This window comes from Corynebacterium sp. UMB10321 (genome assembly GCF_030228725.1).
In the GTDB taxonomy this organism is placed as follows: Bacteria; Actinomycetota; Actinomycetes; order Mycobacteriales; family Mycobacteriaceae; genus Corynebacterium; species Corynebacterium pseudogenitalium.
Map to the genome: position 1 here is coordinate 41224 of NZ_JASOZC010000013.1, position 20107 is coordinate 61330.

Annotated in this window: 23 protein-coding genes; 15 read left to right on the forward strand and 8 right to left on the reverse strand. The window is 65.2% G+C overall.

Annotation, left to right across the window (positions count from 1 at the left end):
• Positions 1-21: 21 nt before the first annotated feature.
• Genes QP752_RS10425 through QP752_RS10460 form a run of 8 tightly spaced genes read left to right on the forward strand, consistent with a single transcriptional unit; the run spans position 22 to position 6675 of the window.
• A complete protein-coding gene (locus tag QP752_RS10425) occupies positions 22-1485 on the forward strand; it encodes a threonine/serine exporter ThrE family protein (RefSeq protein ID WP_252931456.1) in 1464 nt (487 codons plus the stop codon).
• Between the two features lie 55 nt (positions 1486-1540).
• Complete coding sequence (locus QP752_RS10430) at positions 1541-1903, forward strand: hypothetical protein (protein WP_070361929.1); 363 nt, start codon at positions 1541-1543, stop codon at positions 1901-1903.
• 2 nt (positions 1904-1905) lie between these two features.
• Positions 1906-3189, forward strand: coding sequence for a trehalose-6-phosphate synthase (locus QP752_RS10435; protein WP_284805446.1), 1284 nt, complete (start codon positions 1906-1908; stop codon positions 3187-3189).
• Positions 3186-3590 carry an META domain-containing protein gene (locus tag QP752_RS10440; RefSeq protein ID WP_256042178.1) on the forward strand — a complete coding sequence of 135 codons (405 nt, stop codon included), beginning with the start codon at positions 3186-3188 and terminating at the stop codon, positions 3588-3590. The genes QP752_RS10435 and QP752_RS10440 overlap by 4 nt, the downstream gene beginning before the upstream one ends.
• Positions 3587-4270, forward strand: a complete 684-nt coding sequence (locus tag QP752_RS10445) for a trehalose-phosphatase (RefSeq protein ID WP_284805447.1) — start codon at positions 3587-3589, stop codon at positions 4268-4270. Before QP752_RS10440 ends, QP752_RS10445 begins: the two co-directional genes overlap by 4 nt.
• Positions 4271-4303: 33 nt before the next feature.
• Complete coding sequence (locus tag QP752_RS10450) at positions 4304-5182, forward strand: metal ABC transporter solute-binding protein, Zn/Mn family (protein WP_284805448.1); 879 nt, start codon at positions 4304-4306, stop codon at positions 5180-5182.
• Complete coding sequence (locus QP752_RS10455; protein ID WP_284805449.1) at positions 5182-5862, forward strand: metal ABC transporter ATP-binding protein; 681 nt, start codon at positions 5182-5184, stop codon at positions 5860-5862. The genes QP752_RS10450 and QP752_RS10455 overlap by 1 nt, the downstream gene beginning before the upstream one ends.
• On the forward strand, positions 5863-6675 hold the full coding sequence (locus tag QP752_RS10460) for a metal ABC transporter permease (RefSeq protein ID WP_284805450.1): 813 nt from the start codon (positions 5863-5865) through the stop codon (positions 6673-6675).
• On the opposite strand, the gene rlmB is transcribed toward QP752_RS10460, so the two are convergent.
• The 5 genes from rlmB to QP752_RS10485 are packed head-to-tail and all read right to left on the reverse strand — an operon-like array spanning position 6657 to position 10833.
• Positions 6657-7595: a 23S rRNA (guanosine(2251)-2'-O)-methyltransferase RlmB gene (gene rlmB, locus QP752_RS10465; protein WP_070478108.1), complete on the reverse strand. Its 939-nt coding sequence runs from the start codon at positions 7593-7595 to the stop codon at positions 6657-6659. The genes QP752_RS10460 and rlmB overlap by 19 nt on opposite strands.
• Positions 7595-8989, reverse strand: coding sequence for a cysteine--tRNA ligase (cysS, locus tag QP752_RS10470; RefSeq protein ID WP_284805451.1), 1395 nt, complete (start codon positions 8987-8989; stop codon positions 7595-7597). Before cysS ends, rlmB begins: the two co-directional genes overlap by 1 nt.
• A 5-nt stretch (positions 8990-8994) precedes the next feature.
• Positions 8995-9486 carry a 2-C-methyl-D-erythritol 2,4-cyclodiphosphate synthase gene (ispF, locus tag QP752_RS10475; RefSeq protein ID WP_070361920.1) on the reverse strand — a complete coding sequence of 164 codons (492 nt, stop codon included), beginning with the start codon at positions 9484-9486 and terminating at the stop codon, positions 8995-8997.
• Between the two features lie 10 nt (positions 9487-9496).
• The gene (gene ispD, locus QP752_RS10480) at positions 9497-10222 is read right to left on the reverse strand and encodes a 2-C-methyl-D-erythritol 4-phosphate cytidylyltransferase (protein WP_284805452.1); all 726 of its coding nucleotides are present in this window, start codon (positions 10220-10222) and stop codon (positions 9497-9499) included.
• A gap of 14 nt (positions 10223-10236) precedes the next feature.
• A complete protein-coding gene (locus QP752_RS10485) occupies positions 10237-10833 on the reverse strand; it encodes a CarD family transcriptional regulator (RefSeq protein ID WP_070361918.1) in 597 nt (198 codons plus the stop codon).
• A gap of 225 nt (positions 10834-11058) precedes the next feature.
• Between QP752_RS10485 and QP752_RS10490 the strand changes: the two genes are divergently transcribed.
• From QP752_RS10490 to disA, 3 genes are read left to right on the forward strand one after another with little or no spacing between them, the layout of a single operon-like run.
• Positions 11059-11583: a hypothetical protein gene (locus QP752_RS10490; RefSeq protein WP_336296763.1), complete on the forward strand. Its 525-nt coding sequence runs from the start codon at positions 11059-11061 to the stop codon at positions 11581-11583.
• Between the two features lie 6 nt (positions 11584-11589).
• Complete coding sequence (gene radA / locus QP752_RS10495) at positions 11590-12978, forward strand: DNA repair protein RadA (protein WP_284805453.1); 1389 nt, start codon at positions 11590-11592, stop codon at positions 12976-12978.
• A complete protein-coding gene (gene disA, locus QP752_RS10500; protein ID WP_284805454.1) occupies positions 12971-14017 on the forward strand; it encodes a DNA integrity scanning diadenylate cyclase DisA in 1047 nt (348 codons plus the stop codon). Before radA ends, disA begins: the two co-directional genes overlap by 8 nt.
• Here disA and QP752_RS10505 read toward each other — a convergent pair.
• Positions 14014-14703 (reverse strand): hypothetical protein, encoded by a 690-nt coding sequence (locus tag QP752_RS10505; protein ID WP_284805456.1) that lies wholly within the window; start codon positions 14701-14703, stop codon positions 14014-14016. The genes disA and QP752_RS10505 overlap by 4 nt on opposite strands.
• A 5-nt stretch (positions 14704-14708) precedes the next feature.
• Positions 14709-15317 (reverse strand): carbonic anhydrase, encoded by a 609-nt coding sequence (locus QP752_RS10510; RefSeq protein ID WP_284805457.1) that lies wholly within the window; start codon positions 15315-15317, stop codon positions 14709-14711.
• A 19-nt stretch (positions 15318-15336) separates the two neighbouring features.
• Here QP752_RS10510 and QP752_RS10515 point away from each other — a divergent pair, with 19 nt between their 5' ends.
• Positions 15337-16239, forward strand: a complete 903-nt coding sequence (locus QP752_RS10515) for an A/G-specific adenine glycosylase (protein WP_284805458.1) — start codon at positions 15337-15339, stop codon at positions 16237-16239.
• On the opposite strand, the gene QP752_RS10520 is transcribed toward QP752_RS10515, so the two are convergent.
• Positions 16218-16388, reverse strand: a complete 171-nt coding sequence (locus tag QP752_RS10520; protein WP_071565885.1) for a DUF4236 domain-containing protein — start codon at positions 16386-16388, stop codon at positions 16218-16220. The two genes, QP752_RS10515 and QP752_RS10520, sit on opposite strands and share 22 nt — an antisense overlap.
• Before the next feature lie 28 nt (positions 16389-16416).
• Between QP752_RS10520 and zupT the strand changes: the two genes are divergently transcribed.
• Genes zupT through QP752_RS10535 form a run of 3 tightly spaced genes read left to right on the forward strand, consistent with a single transcriptional unit; the run spans position 16417 to position 19989 of the window.
• Positions 16417-17184 carry a zinc transporter ZupT gene (gene zupT / locus QP752_RS10525; RefSeq protein ID WP_284805459.1) on the forward strand — a complete coding sequence of 256 codons (768 nt, stop codon included), beginning with the start codon at positions 16417-16419 and terminating at the stop codon, positions 17182-17184.
• A gap of 41 nt (positions 17185-17225) precedes the next feature.
• A complete protein-coding gene (locus QP752_RS10530; RefSeq protein ID WP_284805460.1) occupies positions 17226-18557 on the forward strand; it encodes an alpha/beta fold hydrolase in 1332 nt (443 codons plus the stop codon).
• Positions 18558-18597: 40 nt separating this feature from the next.
• Complete coding sequence (locus tag QP752_RS10535; protein WP_284805461.1) at positions 18598-19989, forward strand: lipase family protein; 1392 nt, start codon at positions 18598-18600, stop codon at positions 19987-19989.
• The last annotated feature ends 118 nt before the right edge of the window (positions 19990-20107 follow it).

The window sequence follows — 20107 nt, forward strand, 5'->3', positions numbered from 1 at the left end:
TGGCTTGCTAGGGTCGAATACGTGAACTTGAATTCGCTGTGGGAGTTTGTCCGCGGGTCACGCCAGCACGTGGCGACGATTGACGCGGCGCGAACGTCGCCGCCGCCGTCCGTGCTTGCCCCGATTGATCTGACGGATACCGCGCAGGTAGCCGGGGTTATGAATATTGCTGCGCGCATTGGGGAGATCCTGATCGCGAATGGCACGACGTCTTCGGATGCGATTGCGCAGATTCACACGGTGACCTCGTCGTATGGTCTGCACTACTGCCATGTGGACATCACGGTGAACACGATCATGATTAACACGATTATTGGGGTGCATAAGCGTACCCCGGTCAACGTGTTCCGCGTGGTCACGATGATGAGTGAGAACTACCACAAGCTGCAGGAGGCGGACCGGCTGATTCGCTCGATTCGTTCGGGTGCCACCCCACCGGAGCTTGCGGAGAAAATCCTGGACGATATTGATAACTCCCCCATCCCGTGGCGCAATACGCGCTACCTGGCGGGCTGGCTGGTGATGGGGGCGGCGGTCGCGATTTTGCTGGGCGGGGACCTGTTCATGTCCGCGATTGGCGGGCTCACGGCGTTTCTCATCATGGGATTTAACAAGATTTTGTCCCGCAACTCCCTGCCTTACTTCTTCCACTGCGCCATCGGCGGCTTCTTGACGACGATCCCGGCGGCGCTGTTCTACGAGGTCGCGCCGATGATCGGCAAGACGATCGTACCGAGCCAGGTGATCGCGGTGGGCATCGTGGTCCTGTTGGCGGGTCTGACCTTGGTGCAGTCGCTGCTTGACGGGGTGACGGGCTCGCCGGTGACGGCCTCGGCGCGATTCTTCCAGACACTGCTCTTTACCGGCGGCATCGTGGCTGGTGTCGCGATTGGGTTGAACACGTGGGAGCTCATGGGCCTGGGCTTGCCTCCGCTGGAGACAATGCTGGGGACCCCAACGTTTAGTGGTGCGGCGGCGCGTATTGCGGGGAGTACGTTGGCGTCGGCGTCATTCGCGGTGACGTGCTTCGCGGAGCGCCCCGCGGTGGTGGTGGCGGCGTTTACGGCCGCCGCCGGTTCGAGTATGTATTACCTGTTTTTGATCCCAATCGGCTCCGGCGCCCTGATGGCGACGGCGGCGTTGGCGTTCGTCGTCGGCCTTGCGGGTGGTTTGATTGCCCGCCGTTTCCTGATCAACCCGGTGATCACCGCGGTGGCTGGTGTGACCCCGTTCCTGCCTGGCTCTGGTGTGTATCGCGGGATGTACGCCATGATGAACGAGCAGATCGTGGTGGGACTGACCAACCTGTTCATGGCGGTCGGCACCTGTATGGCGCTGGCTGGCGGTGTGGTGTTTGGCGAGTGGGTGGCGCGCCGTCTGCGTGCCCCGCAGCACTACATTCCGTACGAGGCTTTCAAGCGGGCCGGGCGCTTCACGTTCCAGCAGATCCGCCGACGGAGGCCCCCAGGCGGGCTTCGTCACTAATATTGGCGTAGAATCGTTGTGCTAGTAATGCGCGTCATACAAGGAGGAACCCGTAGTGCCACCCAAGATCACCGACTCTCGCCCCTCGCCTGAGGCGCTCCACGCCGTTGAGGAGCAGACAGCATCTGGTGCTCGCAGGATTGTTGCTACCTACGCCGAGGACTTTTTTGATGGCGTGACCTTGATGTCCATGCTCGGTGTCGAGCCACAGGGCTTCGTGTACAAGAAGTACGCGGAGGAAGTCCTGGGCGCTGAGGAAGAGGAAGAGCCGAAGAAGGCGACCAAGAAGAAGGCTACGAAGAAGAAAGCCACCAAGAAGAAGGCTTCTAAGAAGAAGGCCACGAAGAAAAAGGCCACCAAGAAGAAAGCAACAAAGAAAAAGGCCACCAAAAAGAAGACTGTAAAGAAGAAGTCGTAGTTGTGAATGAGTTCGTAGTGGTGGCTAACCGCCTGCCCGTCGACCGTGTCGAGGGCGGGTGGAAGGCATCACCCGGCGGGCTCGTGGCTGCGCTCGCACCCGTGTTGCGGGCACGCGCCGGTTGCTGGGTGGGGTGGTCCGGCGCGGTGGATGAACCGGTCGCGCCGTTTCGCTTTGATGGCATTGACCTGTACCCGGTGACGTTGGACGCCCAGGACTACGAGGAGTTCTACGAGGGGTTCTCCAACTCGACGTTGTGGCCGCTCTACCACGACTTGATCGTGGCCCCGCAGTACAACGAGCAGTGGTGGCAACGCTACCGTGACGTTAACGTCCGCTTCGCGCGCGCGACCGCCGAGGTGGCAGCGCAGGGAGCGACGGTGTGGGTGCAGGACTACCAGTTGCAGCTGGTGCCGGGCCTGCTGCGCGAGATGCGCCCCGACCTGACCATCGGGTTCTTCCTGCATATTCCGTTCCCCTCCCCCGACCTGTTCCGCCAGCTCCCGTGGCGTGAGGAACTCATCGGTGGACTCAACGGCTGCGACCTGGTGGGGTTTCAGCGCGAGGCGGATGAGCGCAACTTCCGCGCGCTCGTCGGCGACGATAACAACAGCCCGCGCAGTGGCACGTTCCCGATCTCGATTGACCCGGCGGCGGTGCAGGTTGGCTCGCCGGAGGCGGTGGCGAAGCTGCGGGAATCGGTAGGGAATCCTGGGGCCCTGATGCTGGGGGTGGACCGCATGGACTACACGAAGGGCATCCTGCAGCGTTTGCTCGCGTTTGAGCAGCTGCTCGAGGAAGGTGTCGACGCCACCCTGATCCAGCTTGCTACCCCGTCGCGCGAGCGTATCGAGCACTACCGCAAGACCCGCCGCCAGGTCGAAGAGGCCGTGGGCAGGATTAACGGCCGCTTCGGCTCGGTGGGTCGCCCTGTGATCCACTACATGCATCGCGGTGTGTCCAAGCAGGAGCTGGGCACGTTCTATGCGGCTGCGGACGTGATGTTGGTGACGCCGTTTAAGGACGGCATGAACCTGGTGGCAAAGGAGTACGTGGCCTGCCACCCGGACGGGGACGGCGCGTTGGTGCTGTCCGAGTTCGCCGGCGCGGCCGTGGAGCTGCACGATGCGTATTTGTGTAATCCGTTCGAGGGGGCGTCGATACTTCGGGCGATGCGGGAGGCACTTGACCCGGATCCGGAGCGGATGCGGCGGATGTACGCGCGCGTGTTGGGGCACGATGTGCACCGGTGGGCCGCGGAGTTTTTGCAGGAGGTTGCGCGATGAAACGGCTGGTTGTTGCAGGTGCAGCACTGGGGCTGGCGGCGTGTTCGCCGGCGCCGCCGGTGTGGCAGGTCGTTGCGGTGTATACGTCGCCGGACACGCCGGGGGATGTGCCGGATCGGGCGAATGTGAGCATCGACGGTTCGAAGCTGACGGGCTCGACGGGATGCGGCAAGGTTGAAGGCGACGTCACGGTCACTGAAGACACGCTGACGGTCAACGAGATTTCTTTCGCCGACACGGCGGGCTGCGAGGGGGCGGCGCGCTACACGCACGATCAGCTGGCGTCGCTGGTGGTGCCGGAGGCCACGTTTCGCATCAACAATGTCAGTGACACCGAGAAGGTGCTCACGCTCGAGGGCGACGACGTGAACGAACCGAGCATGCGGGTGATGATGCTGTGAGTTCCATCGCCTACTTATCGACGGCCCCTTCGCTCCTTGTCTGCCTCGATTTCGACGGCACGATCAGCGAGCTGAACCCAGACCCCTACGCGGTGAAACCGCACCCGGTGGCTCTGGAGGCGATTGAGCGCCTGGCACACGCCCCGAATACGGAGGTGGCGATGCTGTCCGGCCGTCACCTGGAGGGTCTGCGCAGGGTGTTCCCGCTGCGCGAGCCCGTCGTGTTGGTGGGCTCGCACGGCGCGGAGCCTGGCCCGGAGCTTACGCCGGAGGACGTCGAGTATTTGGACGGAATCGAAAAGCAGCTGGAGGCGATCGCGGTTCCGCCTGCGTACGTGGAGGTCAAGCCGTACCAGCGGGTGCTGCACGTCGCGCCCGTGGGGGACGCGGCGGAGCGCGAGCGCATGCTGGCGGAGGCGCTGCGGATTCAAACGCCTCGCCCTGTCACGCCAGGCAATAACGTGGTGGAGTTTTCCGCGGTGGACGTGTCGAAGGGCTCGTGGCTGCGGACCCACAAGCAACGCTTTGCTGCGACGCTTTTCGCGGGCGATGACGTCACGGACGACACAGCGCTTGCGGTGCTGGGGCCTGCGGATGTGGGGATCAAGGTAGGGGTCGACGTCGCAGGCGTGGACGAGATGGCGGCCTTCCTGAAGGCGCTCGCCGACGCTCGTTGTTGATATTCATTTTCAATACCACGTACAATGGCGGCCATGTTTTCACGACGCTTCATTGGCATCCTTGCTGCATCGACGCTCGCACTGAGCGCCTGCAGCAGCACTGACAGCACCGGCGACACCGCAGCTGACACTGCCGACGGCCAGATCGTGGCCACGACGCAGGTGTGGGCGGACGTCGCGAGCCTGGTGACGGGCCAGGACGTCCCCGCGATCATCTCGAATACATCGGTGGACCCGCACGACTACGAGCCGACGGCCGCCGACCTAGCGCAGGTGGCGAAGGCGGTGCTCGTGGTGGCCAACGGCGGCGCCTACGACGCCCGCATCTACGGCGCGGCGGAGGACGCGAACGTGGTCTCCGCGCTGCCGCTGACGGAAGCGCACGAGCACGACCACGATCACGAGCACGGCGAGCATGGCCATGACGACCACGACCATGACCACGCCCACGAGGAGAACGAGCACATCTGGTACTCCACCGCGGCGATCGCGAAGGTGGGCGCGGACCTCGCGCAGCGCACTGATGGCAACACGGACGCGCTCGATGAGAAGCTTGAGCAGCTGCAGGCGAAGCTGGACAGCCTCAAGGCGGCGCGCGTGGCGCAGACGCACCCAATCGCGGACGCGATCATCGAGGAGTCCGCGCTCGAGGACGTCACTCCGGAGTCCTTCCGCCACGCAACGCTGAACCACTCGGAGCCGTCCTCGGTGGCGCTCGCGGAGTTCATCGCTGCACTCGAGTCCGGCGAAATCGACATCCTGATTAACAACCCGCAGAGCCCGAACGGTGTCTCCGACAAGCTGGTTGAGGTGGCGAAGGCCAACAACGTGAAGGTCGTTGACATTTACGAGACCCCACCAAACGGCGAGAACTTCTTCGACTACTTTGCCAAGGCGCTTGACGAGCTCTAATGCTGCACCTGACCAACGCCTCTTGTGATCCCCTGTGGCACGACATCAACCTTGATGTCGCCGCGGGGGAATTTGTCGCTGTGCTGGGCCCGAACGGCAGCGGCAAGTCCACGCTGCTCGGTACGATCCTGGGCACGCGGAAACTCAGCTCAGGCACGATTTCGGCACCGAAGAACATCGCGTTTATCCCGCAGCAGCGCATGTTCCCACCGGAACTGCCGGTGCGGGTTCGCGACCTAGTGTCGCTCTCACTTGAGCACCGTCCGCTGCGTCGGCCGAGGAAGGGGGACGTCGATACGCTGTTGGAAAGCGTGGGCGCGCTGCACCTTGCCGACGCCCGCGTGGGCACCCTGTCGGGCGGCCAGCAGCAGCTGGTGCGGCAGGCGCAGGCCTTTGCGAAGCAGCCCGAGCTCATCCTTGCCGACGAGCCCCTGCTCTCCCTGGACGTGGCGCGCCAGCGCGACTTCGTGTCCCGGCTGCACGCCGCGAAGGTCGCGGTGGTGATGGTGACGCACTCCATCGATCCGGTGATCGACATCGTGGACAAGGTGCTCTACCTGGGGCCGAACGGACACGTGGTCGGCAGTGCCGACGAGGTGCTGCGCTCCGAGGTCCTCAGCGAGCTGTACGGGGCTCCGGTGGAGGTCGTGCGCGTGGGTGGAAAGACGGTGATCCTGTAAATGCTGGAGCAAACGCAGTACCTGCTCGGGTTCGATTTCGTGATCACTGCGCTGATCGCCTGCGCGATGCTGGGCGTGCTCTCCGGGGTGATTGCGCCGCTGATCGTGATGCGGAAAATGTCATTCGCGGTGCACGCCACTTCTGAGTTGGCGTTGATGGGTGCCGCGGTTGCCCTCGTGACGGGCCTGAACCTCAGCTTGGGGGCCGTTCTCGGCTCGATTGTGGCGGCGATCGTGCTCGTCCTGCTGGGGCTTCGCAGCGACACTGACTCATCCGTGGGCGTGGTGATGAGCTTCGGCATGGGCATTTCCGTGCTGTGCATCCACCTCTACCCCGGTAACTCCACCACCGCGATGGCGCTGCTGACGGGCCAGATCGTCGGGGTGAGCAAGGAAAACCTCGGGGTGCTGACTGCCACCACGCTGCTAGTCGTGGTGGCCGTGATGGTGCTGTGGCGGCCGCTGCTGTTCGCCTCCGTAGACCCGGAGATGGCGGCCGCCAGCGGGGTACGCGTGAAGGTACTGGCCACTCTTTTTGCCATCCTGCTCGGCATGGCGGCCGCCCAGACCGTCCAGATCGTGGGCGTGCTGCTCGTGATGGCGCTGCTGATCACGCCCGGCGCGTCCGCGGTGGCCATTACGGCGCGGCCCGCGGCGGCGGTGGCGTGGTCGGTGCTCTTCGCGGAGCTCGCCGCCGTGGGCGGCATGCTGCTCTCGCTGGCGCCCGGCCTGCCGGTGAGCGTGATGGTGGCGTTTGTGTCCTTCGCCATCTACCTCGTGTGCCGGGCGGTGGGCTACTTCACGCGGCGCTGACGTGCGAACTCGCTGAGCACCACGCCCGCCGCGACGGAGGCGTTCAGGGACTCTACCCAGTCGGTCGTCGGGATGGACATGATCACGTCGCAGTTTTCCCGCACGAGCCTGGAGATGCCCTTGCCCTCCGAGCCGACGACGATGACTACCGGGTCGGTGGCGCCCTCGAAAGTGTCCAGTGTGTGCTCGCCGCCCGCGTCGAGGCCCACGACCATGTAGCCGTTGTCCTTGAACTGCTTGACAGTACGGGTCACGTTGGTCACCCGCGCGACAGGCAGGCGAGCCGCCGTGCCCGCCGAGGTACGCCACGCCACGCCCGTGACCTGCGCGGAGCGTCGCTCCGGGATGATCACGCCGTGGCCGCCGAACGCGGCCGTCGAGCGGATCACCGCGCCGAGATTACGCGGGTCGGTGATGTTATCCAAGATGACGAACATGCCGGTCTCCCCGCGGTCCGCCACACCAGCAACCAGGTCGAAGACGTCCGCGTACTTGTACGGCTGGATCTTCAGGCCGATGCCCTGGTGCATGCCGTTTCCGGTCATCATGTCCAAGTCGTGGCGGTCCACCTCCTGCACCGGGATGTTGCGGGAGTTCGCCAGGGTGACGGCCTCGCTGAGGCGGTCGTCGTGCCCGGTGCCGCGTGCCACGAACAGCGCCTCGGCTGGCACCTTGGCATGCAGACACTCCACGACGGGGTTGCGGCCAACAACCATGTCCGGCAGCTCGCGCTCGTGGCGGCCTTGGTCGCGGCGCTTGCGCTCCAGCTTGCGCTTGTGCGCCGCGTGGTAGACGCGGTCCTCGGCCTTCGGGGTCGCGCCCTTGCCGCGCAGCCCGCGGCGGCGCTGCCCACCAGAGCCCTTCGTGGCGGTCTTCTTGTTCTTCTTCTGCTTATCGGGGCGGTGGTATGGCTTGGCCATTAGTTCTCCTTCAGTTGCCACTGCGCGCCGTCGGCGGTGTCGGTGACCTCGATGCCTGCGGCGGCAAGGCGGTCACGCACGGCATCGGCCGCGGCCCAGTCCTTCTCGGCACGCGCGGCGGCCCGGCGCTCAAGCTCGGCACCAACCAACACATCAAGTGCCTCGGTTACTCCATTATTTTTCGACGCCCCATCGTCCCACACACCGGGGTCCACACCCAACACCGCGGCCATCGCACGTACCTGAGCAGCCAACTCGCCAGCCTTGGCGGTGTCGTTCGCGGCGAGCGCCTTGTTGCCTTCGCGGACCACGTTGTGGATTTCGGCGAGCGCGCGGGGCACGGAGAAGTCGTCGTCTAGCGCCTGGGCGAAGCCTTCGGTCCAGGTGGTCGACTCGGGCGTGCCGGCGCGATGCACGAAGTCCTCGATGCGGCGGTAGCCCGCCGCGGCCTCTTGCAGCGCCTCCGGCGAATACTCCAGCACGCTGCGATAGTGCGCGGATCCCAGGTAGTAGCGCAGCTCCACCGGGCGCACGGCGTCCAGCATGTTGTCGATGCTCAGCACATTACCCAGCGACTTCGACATCTTCTCGCCCGCCATGGTCACCCAGTGGTTGTGCATCCAGTACTGGGCGAAGCCATCACCCGCGGCGTGGGACTGCGCCTGCTCGTTTTCGTGGTGCGGGAACTGCAGGTCCAGACCGCCGCCGTGAATGTCGAACTCGGCGCCCAGGTACCAAGTGGACATGGCGGAGCACTCCAGGTGCCAGCCGGGGCGGCCGTCGCCCCACGGGGTCGGCCAGCTCGGCTCGCCCGGCTTGGCGGCCTTCCACAGTGCAAAGTCGTGGCTGCCGCGCTTGCCGTGCACGTCACTTTCGCCCTGGTTCATCTCCTCGACACGGTTGCCGGACAGGGAACCGTAGTCGTCGCTCGCCTTCGTCCAGGCGGCCACGTCGAAGTAGACGGAACCCTCGGAGGCGTAGGCGAAGCCGGCGTCGATAAGCCGCTGCATGTAGTCGACCATCTGGGTGACGTGGCCCGTGGCGCGCGGCTCGACAGACGGTGGCAGCACGCCGAGGGCGTTGTAGGCGCGCGTGAACTCGCGCTCATACGTGCTGACCCACTCCCACCAGGGACGATCGTGCTCGGCGGCCTTGTTCAAGATCTTGTCATCGATGTCGGTGACGTTGCGCACGAACGCGACGTCGTAGCCCTTGGCCGCGAACCAGCGGCGCACAATGTCGAACGCCACCCCCGAACGCAAGTGCCCGATATGCGGGGCGGACTGTGGCGTGGCCCCGCACAAGTAGATGGAAACGTGGCCCTCACGCAGCGGGCGGAATGGACGCAGCGTGCGCGTCGCGGTGTCAAAAATCTGTTGGGTCTCGGCAGTCACGGCCCTTAGCTTAGTGCAACCAGCGCAGTAGCGACGGCAGCGCGCCCCTCACCCGAACCGGTGAAACCCATGTGGTCCGTCGTAGTCGCCGTCACCGACACAGGGGCGCCGAGCGCCTCCGAGAGCACGCGCTGCGCTTCCTCGCGCACCGGGCCCATCTTCGGGGTCTGGCCAATCATCTGCACCGACACGTTGATTACCTGGTGCCCATGCTGCTCGAGCAACTCCCGCAGCTCCTTGAGCAGCTGCGTGCCCCGCACCCCGTCATACTCCGGCCGACCCACCCCGACGAAGGACCCCAGGTCCCCCAAGCCCGTCGCTGAAAGCACCGCATCCACCACGGCGTGGCTGACAACATCGCCGTCCGAGTGTCCCTCGCAGCCGTCTTGGCCCTCGTGGAGGATGCCCGCGATCCAGCACGGCTTCCCGGCCTCGATCTGGTGCGCGTCAAACGCGGTACCGACTCTGAACTGTGGAAAATCTGTGTGCGACGTCATGCGCGCAAGCCTACCGCGTACTCCCCGACGGCACCTCGAAGATTGTCGGCTCAGCCTCGTCCGTAATGCTCTGCGCCAGGCGCATGTCAATCGGCGTGGTGATCTTAAACGCCATCGGATCCCCCTGCACCGTATGCACGTCCACGCCGAACCACTCCATCAGGCTCGCGTCATCCGTGGCGACGAAGTCTGGCGTCCCTTCGTAGTACGCGCGGTTCGCGGCGAGCAGAGAACGCAGGTCAAAGCCCTGCGGCGTCTGCACCGCCCGCAGCGTCGAGCGATCCGGGGTGCCGACGACGCGCCCAGCTGCGTCGATCTCCTTAATGGTGTCGACGACCGGCAGCACCGGCACCACCGCATCCGCGCCCTCGAGCACGGCGCGGGCGACGCGCGCGATCATACCGGGCGGGGTCAGGGCCCGGGCGGCGTCGTGAATGAGCACGCAGGCGTCCTCGTGCTCGATCGCCTTGAGGCCCTCGTAGATAGAATCAGCGCGCTCCGCGCCCCCATGCACGAAGCGGACGTCGTGGCCTCGCAGCGTGGTGCGCGCGATCTCCTCCATCTCGGGACCGACCACCACGATGATCGAGTCCACCACCTCGGCGGTCTCCATCGCGGTCACCGAGCGCTCCAACAGACTGCGCCCACGCAGCGGCACGAACGCCTTCGGCACGCTCGCGCCGAGCCGCGTGCCCTGGCCTGCCGCAGCGACGACGGCCACTACCCTGCGAGACATTTGGCTACGTCCCGCTACTTCTCGTCGTCCTCATCGTCGTCGAAGCTGAGGTCATCCAGGTCGATGTCATCCTCGTCCTCAACCACCACGTCAGGTGCGAAGGAAATACCGGCCTTGACCTGCTCCTCAATAATCTTGCGGACGCCCTCTTCCAGCTCCTCGACCTTCTTCTCGTCGACCGGCTCCGCCAGCGCGAGTTCGCCGACGAGGATCTGGCGCGCCTTGCCCAGCATGCGCTTCTCGCCCGCAGACAGGCCCTTGCCCTGGTCACGGCGCCACAGGTCGCGGACAACCTCCGCCACCTTATTAATGTCACCGGACGCGAGGCGCTCCTGGTTCGCCTTGTAGCGGCGGGACCAGTTGCCGGCCTCCTCGACGTCGGTCTCGCGCAGCACCGAGAAGACCTTCTCCAGGCCCTCCTTGCCGACGACGTCGCGCACACCGACAAGCTCGGTGTTCTTTACAGGAACGCGGACCTCAAGGTCCGACTGGAGGATTTGCAGTACGAGAAAGTCGAGCGTTTCTCCGCCAATTTCGCGCTGCTCGATGTCGGCGATGCGTGCCGCACCATGATGCGGATAGACAACCACTTCTCCGACTTTGAATTCCATGAACACTCCTTGAGGATGACAACCGGCTCAGTAACCTCACCACCCTACCATTACGGGCCGTAATGGGGACGCGCACCCGCGATGCGCCGAACTCAACTAAAGTTTAACCCCACCCGCGCCGCCTGGGCCTGGTACGCGTGAGGAAACTGTGAAAAGTCTAGGTCCAGGCGCTAGGGTTGTGCGGAGAAACATATATGTGAAACAAGAACGATGGAGGACACCCACGTGAAGTCCCTGAAGCCGGTTTTCGCACTCGCAACCGCACTGCTCATGGCCGGATGCTCCGCAGGCCAAATCACTCAGACCTCTGACCAGGTGGCTGCAGTTGACGGCGCCAACGTCGAAACCGAGAACGGCGAGCTGGCCGTGCAGGACGTCACCGTCGTCCTCGACGAGACCGGCTCCGCAGCACTGAAGTTCAGCGCCCTGAACCAGGACACATCGATGACGTCGCACTCGCTGCGCTCCGTTTCCGTCGATGGCACCCCGGTCAGCATCGAATCCTCGAAGGAAATCGGCTACAACTGCGTGCTTGTTGGTGACTCCGCTGCAGGCTTGGACCGCATGCCGCAGGATGACGGCAAGAACTGCATCGAGTACATCCGCACCGCCCTGCCGAACGACAGCTTCGCGTACGGCGGCACCGTGCCTGTGACCTTCACGTTCGACACCGGCACCCTCGAGGTCAACGCCCCCGTTTCCGCTCCGCTGCTGCCTTCCGGCCAGGTCCACCGCGACCTGAACAAGTAAGGCTCTATGGCGAAGAAGCCTCGGGTGATCCACACCTGTTCTGAGTGTGGATACTCCTCTCCTAAGTGGCTCGGCCGCTGCCCTGAATGCGGCTCTTGGGGGACATTGCAAGAATCAGCGCCGGTGGTTGCCGCCACCCGCGCGACGGGGGTCTCCAGTGCGCCGCGTGCCGCTGCACTCACGCCGCAAACGCCTGCGCGCCCAATCACAACTATCGACGCCGCCGCGACCAAGACGGTGCGCTCCGGCATCGGCGAGCTTGACCGGGTGTTGGGCAACGGCGTGGTGCCTGGGTCGGTGGTGCTCATGGCGGGCGAGCCGGGCGTCGGCAAGTCTACGCTGCTGCTTGAGGTGGCCTCGCGCTGGGCGGCGATCGACGGTCGCAAAGCGCTCTACGTCACCGCCGAGGAGTCGGCGGGGCAGGTCCGCGGGCGCGCCGAACGCACCGGCGCACTGCGGGAGCGCCTCTACCTGGCGGCCGAGTCCAACCTGGACATCGTGTTTGGTCACGTGGAGCAGATCAAGCCCTCGCTGCTCATCGTGGACTCGGTCCAGACGATGCACGCACCTGGGGTGGAGGGCGTGCCGGGCGGCGTGGCGCAGTCCCGCGCGGTCACGGCCGCGCTGACCACGCTGGCGAAGACCACTCACCTGCCGATTCTGCTGGTAGGGCACGTAACCAAGGACGGCAACGTCGCGGGCCCGCGTGTACTCGAGCACCTGGTGGACGTGGTGCTGAACTTCGAAGGCGACCGGCAATCAAGCCTGCGTATGCTGCGCGGCATCAAGAACCGATTTGGCGCGACCGATGAGGTGGGCTGCTTCGAGCAGACCGCCGAGGGGATCCGCGAAGTACCGGACCCGTCCGGGCTGTTCCTCTCCCACCGCGGCCGCACCCCGGATGGTTCCGCGGTGACCGTAGCGATGGACGGGGTGCGCCCAATGCTCGCGGAGGTGCAGGCGCTCACCGTGGACCCGGTGAACAAGTCGCCCCGGCGCGTGGTCACGGGTCTGGACGGCAACCGCGTGCCGATGGTGCTGGCGGTCCTGCAGGCGCGCTGCGGGCAGCGCACGAACGACAAGGACGCCTACGTGGCAACCGTGGGCGGGGTGCGCATCACGGAGACCGCGACCGACCTAGCGGTGGCGCTGGCGACCTGGTCGAGCCTGCACGAGACACCGCTGCCACCAAAGACGGTGGTGATCGGGGAGGTCGGCTTGGCCGGCGAGATCCGGCGGGTGCCGAACCTGGGCCGTCGCCTGCAAGAGGCAGCACGCCTGGGATACGAGCACGCAATCGTGCCCGCGGGCGAGTCACTGCAGGTCCCGGGCCTGCGAATTGAGCAGGTGGCCACGGTTGGCCAGGCTATCGCTACACTTGCACAGCATGAGTGATGACACGATGCGCGCCGCCCTCGAGCGCCTCGCCCCCGGCACCGCACTTCGCGACGGCCTCGAGCGAATCCAACGTGGCCACACCGGTGGCCTCATCGTCCTCGGCGACGGGCCGGAGGTCGTCGAGATTTGCGACGGCGGCATCGCCTTCGACGTCGCCTTCCAGCCACCGCTGCTGCGCGAGCTGTGCAAGATGGACGGCGCCGTCGTTTTATCCGCCGACGGCTCCCGCATCACCCACGCCAACGTGCAGCTCGTGCCCAGCCCGCACTTCCCCACCAGTGAGTCCGGCACCCGCCACCGCTCCGCGGAACGCACCGCGCTGCAGACCGGCAGGCCGGTGATCTCGGTGTCGGCGTCGATGAATACGGTGACGGTGTACGCGGGTGGGCGTCGCCACCGCTTGGAGGAGCCGGCGGTCCTGATGGGCCGGGCGAACCAGGCACTGTCCACGGTGGAGCGCTATCGCCAGCGCCTCGACATGTCGAACCACCGCCTGTTCGTGGCAGAGATGAACAACTATGCCACCGTCGCCGACGTGCTCAACGTGCTGCAGCGCCAGCTGATGCTCGAGCGCGCCGTCACCGATCTGGAGCTGAGCATCGTGGAGTTGGGTGTCGACGCCCGCCAGCTCATCCTGCAGCTTTCCGAGCTGGAGGGCAACAACGCCCACGACGTTGAGATGCTGGTGCGCGACTACATCGCGACGACCACCGTGCCCACGGACGAGCAGGTCCACCAGGCCCTCGATGCCTTGGACACCCTGCCGGATTCGGAGCTGCTGAACACGACCACGTTGGCGCGCCAGCTGGGGCTGCCCGCGAACGAGGAGAACCTCGTGCAAGCGCTGATCCCGCGCGGCTACCGGGCGCTTGCGCGCGTGCCTCGCGTGCAGAAGTTCTTGATGGATCAGATCGTGGCCGTCTTCGGCACGCTGCCCTCCATTTTGGAGGCGCAGCCGGAAGACTTGAGCTCCGCAGACCACGTGACCAGCCTGTGGGCGCGCCACATCTACGAGGGGTTGCGCCGCCTCAGCTAAGTCAGGTTGAACGGGACTGCGTCGGAGGCGTTGTCGCCGATCACGGTGTGAAGGTAGTACGACCCAGCTGGTACCGGCTGGCGGTCGGTGCACACGTTCGGCTGCGAGCTGGTACCCGACCAGCGGGCTTCAAAGCCACGCTTCGAGTCACGCGGGAACGTCTCCTGACCAGCAAAGACAGGGTCAAAGCAGTCGACGTCGGACCACACGCGGTTGTTGGTAGCCATGTCGTAGACTTCAAAACGCATGATGTTGGTGTCCAGGTCGATGACGCAGTCCGCGTCCGTCGGATTCTGCACTTCCATGTAGAACACCGGCTGCTCCCCCACCGCGTACGACGGCTGGTTTGTCGACGCCACCACACGCAAATCCTTTAGCTCACAGGTGCCGGACGGGGCAGCCTGCGTGTGCTCTGCTGACGAGGTCGGCTCGGTCGGCTCACCGGATGCGCTTTCCTTTGCAGTTTCGGACTCACTCGGCGTCGCGGCACCCGGTTCCGGCACCGTCGGCTCCGTGACAGGCGTGGTGGTGGGCGAAGTGGACGTCGATACGTCGGCGTCGCCGCCTGAGCGCGCCATGGCGCTCAACCCCCACACCAGGAACACCACGAGTACCAACAACGCAACGAGCGCCGCAACGCGGCGGCGCCGGTAGATCTCGGGAGGAAGCGGATGCTGGTTAGTCATGCCCCTTACTCTATACCGAAGTTTTCCATGGTCGGGTGAACCTGGCCATCGGCAAGTTGGTAGCGTGCCGCAATCACGCCGACAGTGCCGTTCGCCAAACGCTCCGCGAGCACGGGCACACGCTCAATGAGGTGCTGCGCGCTCAAGTTCGCGTGGGTGACCTCAACATCCTTCGGGTCACGCGTGGGCGACTGAAGCACCGACGGCACGATCTTCTCCACGAACACGCGCACCAACCCGTCCGGGACTTCCTCCGTCTCCACCGCGTTGAGCGCCGTACCGACCGCGCCACAGGACTCATGCGACAGGAACATCACCAGCGGCACATTCAGCCCTTCCACCGCGTACTCGACGGAGGCGGACACCGCGGCGTCGACGCAACCGCCCGCTGTGCGGATGACGAAGATGTCACCGAAGCCGACGTCGAAAAGCAGCTCAACTGGGACGCGCGAATCCGAACAGGCGACGACGGCGGCGATGGGGTTCTGGCCGTCGCGGAGCTGTTCGCGCCACGTGGGGTCGCGGTGCGGGTGCGTCTCCTGGCTTGCAACGAATCGTTCATTTCCTGCCTTGAGGAGTTCCCACACCTCACGAGGCGTCTTTTCTGTACTCATAGGCTATATTTTGGCAGAGATGACTGAGGATGTGGCCAAAATTCGAACAAACCTCCAACCCGCCGAGATTATCCCGTGGTACCGCGCTAACGCGCGTGAGCTTCCGTGGCGCGCACCAGGCACAAGCGCGTGGGGCGTGCTACTCAGCGAGGTGATGAGCCACCAGACGCAGGTGGCGCGCGTCGCCCCCATCTGGGAGGAATGGATGCGCCGCTGGCCCACCCCGGAGGCCTTCGCGGCCGCCGGCGCCGACGAGGTGCTGCGCGCCTGGGGCAGCCTCGGCTACCCGCGTCGCGCGCTGCGTCTGCTGGAGTGCGCGCGAGCGATCACCGAGCTTCATGACGGCCACGTCCCCCGCAGCGTGGAGGATCTTCTGGCGCTGCCCGGCATCGGCGATTACACGGCCCGCGCCGTGGCCTGCTTCGCGTACAGGGAAAACGTGCCGGTGGTGGACACGAACGTGCGCCGGGTGGTCGCGCGCGCCGAGCGCGGGCGGCCCGTCGCACACCCGCGCAAGGCGGAGCTCCAGGAGGTGGCGGCACTGCTGCCCGCCGACGATTTGGAGTGGGACGGCCCGACCTTTTCGGTCGGCCTGATGGAGCTCGGCGCCCTCGTGTGCACCGCCACAAACCCGGACTGCGGGGCGTGCCCGGTCAGCCGCTGCGCGTGGGTGGCAGCGGGCAAGCCAGAGCCGAACCCGGAGGAGCAGCGCAAGAAGAAGACACAGCGCTTCGCCGGCACCGACCGGCAGGTGCGCGGCAAGATCATGCGGGTGTTGCGCGGCGCGTCCGCACCCGTGCCACAACGCGACATCGACGTGGTGTGGCCCGATGCAGCGCAACGCTCCCGCGCCCTATTTTCACTCCTTGAGGACGGCCTCGCCGTCCAAGACGACGCCGGCTACTTCCACCTACCGCGGTAATTAAACCCACCGGGCAGCTTCACCCACACGCCGCCGCGCGAGTTGAACGTGACAGGGCCGACCTTCGTGGAAGCCGAAGCACCAGACTTAGAGAAGTTCAGCCACGAGTTCTTACTCACCTTGTGCTTCTTGCGATAATAAATTCCCATGCGCTCAGACTACACATAGACTGTCCGCATGAGTTCGAGCGTTTTGGTCGCCTTCGCGATGACCCTGCTAGCCGGCATCTCCACTGGCATCGGCGGAATTGTTGTTGCGCTCAAATCCAACATTAGTGACAGGTTCCTCGCCGGCAGCCTCGGGTTCTCCGCTGGAGTGATGGTCTACATCTCGCTTGCGGAACTCCTTCCCGCAGGTATCGAGTCGCTCGACCAGGGTCGCGCAATCCTCGGGTTCTTCGGCGGGGTGGCGCTGATCGCGGTGATCGACAAGCTGGTGCCGCACGACATCAACCCGCACGAAAGCATCCAGGGCGACGAGGACAAACGCGCCCAAGCGATGCGGCGCGCCGGCGTGATCACCGGCGTGGCAATCGCCCTGCACAACTTCCCCGAGGGCTTCGCCACCTTCATGTCCGCGCTCGCCGACCCGTACCTGGCCATCCCCATCGCCGTCGCCATCGCGCTGCACAACATCCCAGAAGGCATCGCCGTCGCCGTCCCACTTCGCGAGGCCACCGGCCGACGCTGGTGGGCCGCCGGGTGGGCCACCCTCTCAGGGCTAGCGGAACCGCTCGGAGCGCTCGTCGGTTTCCTCATCCTCGCGCCGTTTATGGGGCCGACCACGATGGGATACTCCTTCGCGGTGATCGCCGGAATCATGGTGTTCATCAGCTTCGACAAGTTGCTGCCGAACGCGATTGCCACCGGGCACCACCACTACAGCGTCTACGGCGTCATGTGCGGCATGGCGATCATGGCCGTCAGCCTCATGCTGCTGCCTTGACAATTGTACGTAACAGACATTTGTACGCTAGACTCCCGACCATGAAACATCATTGGTCAAAAATTTCCCTGACCATAGCCTGCGCTATGGCCCTCGGCGCCTCGACAGCGCCCATCGTTGACGCCACCCCACTTTCATCCGAGAGCGCCACCTCCCAGCGCTTCACGCAACGTGTGAAGCCACAGCTCGTCCGCTACGAAACCACCACCGAGGACGGCTCCCGTGCCCCAGTCACCGCCACCCTCTACGACACCCCCGACGCCAAAGGGCTCGTCGCCTTCGCCCCCGGCACCCGCGGCCTCGGCGACCACTGCGCCCCCAGCAACAGCCCCGCTATTCTGCGCACGGCCCACCAAAAATCAGTCAATATTGACTACGAACGCGGCATCGTGCGCAAGCTTGTCGACGCCGGCTACCGCGTCACCGTCACCGACTACGTCGGTCTCGGCACCCCAGGCACGCACACCTACCTCAACCGTGTTGACCAAGGCCACGCCGTCATCGACGCCGCCCGCTACGCCGCCCACGACGACGAAAAAATCGCGTTCTGGGGCTACTCCCAAGGCGGTGGCGCCTCCGCAGCAGCAGCCGAACTCGTCACTGACTACGCCCCCGATCTCAACGTCGTCGCCGCCTTCGTCGGCGCCCCACCCGCCGACCCACTGGCCGTGCTCGAGCAAGCAACCAGCAAACAAATCAGTGCCGTCGCCGGCTTCGCCGCTGTCAGCTTCGCGTCCACCTACCCTGACTTCCGCGAAGCCCTCTACGCCGAACTCAACGAAGAAGGCGTCGATACGCTCGAGGCGCTCTCCAATGCCTGCATGGCGGAGGCACCCCGCGTCGCGCCGAAACCCTTCACCGAGTACACCAAGAGCGGCGAAAGCCTCGCCGAACTCGCCCAGGCCAACGCGACCCTGCGGGCGCGCCTCGACCAAAACAAACTCGGGCTCACACCCACCAGCATGCCCACCCTGATACTCACCAACCCTGACGACGACCTGGTCCCTTCTCCACAAGTGACCCAGCTCGCCCGCGACTACTGCAGCGTGGGCGCACCGGTGGAGTACCGAGCAGTTGCCATGCAAGGTGTCCGCCCCGAAGCACCCTTCGCCAACGTCGACGGCTCCGCCCACACCCTGCCCCTCTACCTCGAATCCTCGAACGCCATCACCTGGCTCGACGAGCGCTTCGACCCCGACGCGGCCGCATTCACCGCAACCTGCCCCATCCCCGACACTCCCCCAATCCAGTCAGATAACCCCATCCTGCAGTACACCAACGAAACCATCGCCGCGATCTTCCTCGGCATCCTCGGCGTGCTCAGTGCCGTTGGGATGGGTGCCTGGATGGTCGGCACGGGGCTGATGCGCTGACATAGTTCGGGCAGAAGGGCGTCGTTTACAATGACCGACTATGCACATTCGGTCTACACTTTCAGCGCTGTGCGCCCTCGCGCTCGCTGCTTCCCTCGCCCTCTCCGCCGCCGCGAGCTCGCTCGACCCGTTGAGCTCCGTGGCGGAGGTGGGCTCCTCCGCCATCAAATCCGCCTTCCGCCCCGCGCCGAAAGTCGTGCGCTACGAAACCACCACTGAGTCCGGCACGCGCGCGCCAGTCACCGCCACCCTCTACGACAGGGACAACGCGAAGGGGCTCGTCGTCATCGCGCCCGGCACCCGCGGTATGGCCGACCACTGCGCACCCAGCAAGAACACCTCGCTGATCTCCTCCGACTCAGGGACCTCCTTCAGCGTCGACTACGAGCGCCCCATGGCCCACATGCTTCTCGACGCCGGCTACCGCGTCATCGTCACCGACTACGTCGGCCTCGGCACCCCAGGTACGCACACGTATCTCAACCGCGTCGACCAGGGACACGCCGTCATCGACGCCGCCCGCTACGCCGCACACGACGGCGAAAAAGTCGCGTTCTGGGGCTACTCCCAAGGCGGCGGCGCATCCGCCGCAGCAGCCGAACTCGTCGCCGACTACGCCCCCGAACTCAACGTGGTCGCCGCATTCGTCGGCGCCCCACCCGCCGACCCACTGGCCGTACTCGAACAGTCCCGCGGGACTCTGATCACCCCAGTCGCCGGTTTCGCCGCCGTCTCCTACTCCTCCACCTACCCCGACTTCCGCGAAGCCCTCTACGCCGAACTCAACGCGGAAGGCGTGCGCACCCTCGACGCCCTATCCAAGGCGTGCATCCTCGACGCCGTCCGAATCGCCCCCAAGGAATTCAAGGCCTACACGAAACGTGGCGTCAACCTGGCCGAACTCGCCCACGACAACCCCGTCCTGCGAGCCCGCCTCGACCAGAACAAGCTCGGCCGCGTCCCCACCAAAGTCCCAACACTCGTGCTCACCAACCCCGACGACGACATGGTCCCCGCCCCACAAGCCGTCCAACTCGCCCGCGACTACTGCACGCTCGGCTCACCCGTGGAGTACCGCAGCGTCTCTATCCCCGGCACCCGATCCACGCCACTCGACTCCGGGTCCTCCACCACCCCATTCGCAAACCTCGCCGGTGCTGGCCACGCCCTGCCAATCGTCCTCGAGACCGCCCACGTGATCACCTGGCTCGACGAGCGCTTCGACCCACACGCGCCAGCCTTCACCCCGAACTGCAACATCCCCGACAACACCTCCATCAACACCGCCTCGAACTACCAGTACACCGGACCAGTCGCCGACGCCATCCTCTTCGGCATCTTCGCTGTACTCAGCGCTGTAGGTTTAGGCACCTGGCTCGTTGGCTCCGGCCTGCCGAACCCGGCTTTGGTGTGGGCGCACCAAATTCGCTGATTTGGGAGCGCGTTTTTTGCGTTTCCCCCAGGTCGCTGCCACCGCGCGAGGGAATTTGGTGCATCTTTGGATGCGCTGAGTGCCAAAGGACGCAATTCTAAAATCCACGGCCTCCATT

Coding starts and splice junctions, on each gene's coding strand:
- QP752_RS10440 (WP_256042178.1), top strand. CDS start 3,186: ATGAAACGGCTGGTTGTTGCAGGTGCAGCACTGGGGCTGGCGGCGTGT.
- QP752_RS10450 (WP_284805448.1), top strand. CDS start 4,304: ATGTTTTCACGACGCTTCATTGGCATCCTTGCTGCATCGACGCTCGCA.
- QP752_RS10455 (WP_284805449.1), top strand. CDS start 5,182: ATGCTGCACCTGACCAACGCCTCTTGTGATCCCCTGTGGCACGACATC.
- QP752_RS10460 (WP_284805450.1), top strand. CDS start 5,863: ATGCTGGAGCAAACGCAGTACCTGCTCGGGTTCGATTTCGTGATCACT.
- rlmB (WP_070478108.1), bottom strand. CDS start 7,595: ATGGCCAAGCCATACCACCGCCCCGATAAGCAGAAGAAGAACAAGAAG.
- ispF (WP_070361920.1), bottom strand. CDS start 9,486: ATGACGTCGCACACAGATTTTCCACAGTTCAGAGTCGGTACCGCGTTT.
- ispD (WP_284805452.1), bottom strand. CDS start 10,222: ATGTCTCGCAGGGTAGTGGCCGTCGTCGCTGCGGCAGGCCAGGGCACG.
- QP752_RS10485 (WP_070361918.1), bottom strand. CDS start 10,833: ATGGAATTCAAAGTCGGAGAAGTGGTTGTCTATCCGCATCATGGTGCG.
- radA (WP_284805453.1), top strand. CDS start 11,590: ATGGCGAAGAAGCCTCGGGTGATCCACACCTGTTCTGAGTGTGGATAC.
- disA (WP_284805454.1), top strand. CDS start 12,971: ATGAGTGATGACACGATGCGCGCCGCCCTCGAGCGCCTCGCCCCCGGC.
- QP752_RS10505 (WP_284805456.1), bottom strand. CDS start 14,703: ATGACTAACCAGCATCCGCTTCCTCCCGAGATCTACCGGCGCCGCCGC.
- QP752_RS10510 (WP_284805457.1), bottom strand. CDS start 15,317: ATGAGTACAGAAAAGACGCCTCGTGAGGTGTGGGAACTCCTCAAGGCA.
- QP752_RS10515 (WP_284805458.1), top strand. CDS start 15,337: ATGACTGAGGATGTGGCCAAAATTCGAACAAACCTCCAACCCGCCGAG.
- QP752_RS10520 (WP_071565885.1), bottom strand. CDS start 16,388: ATGGGAATTTATTATCGCAAGAAGCACAAGGTGAGTAAGAACTCGTGG.
- zupT (WP_284805459.1), top strand. CDS start 16,417: ATGAGTTCGAGCGTTTTGGTCGCCTTCGCGATGACCCTGCTAGCCGGC.
- QP752_RS10530 (WP_284805460.1), top strand. CDS start 17,226: ATGAAACATCATTGGTCAAAAATTTCCCTGACCATAGCCTGCGCTATG.
- QP752_RS10535 (WP_284805461.1), top strand. CDS start 18,598: ATGCACATTCGGTCTACACTTTCAGCGCTGTGCGCCCTCGCGCTCGCT.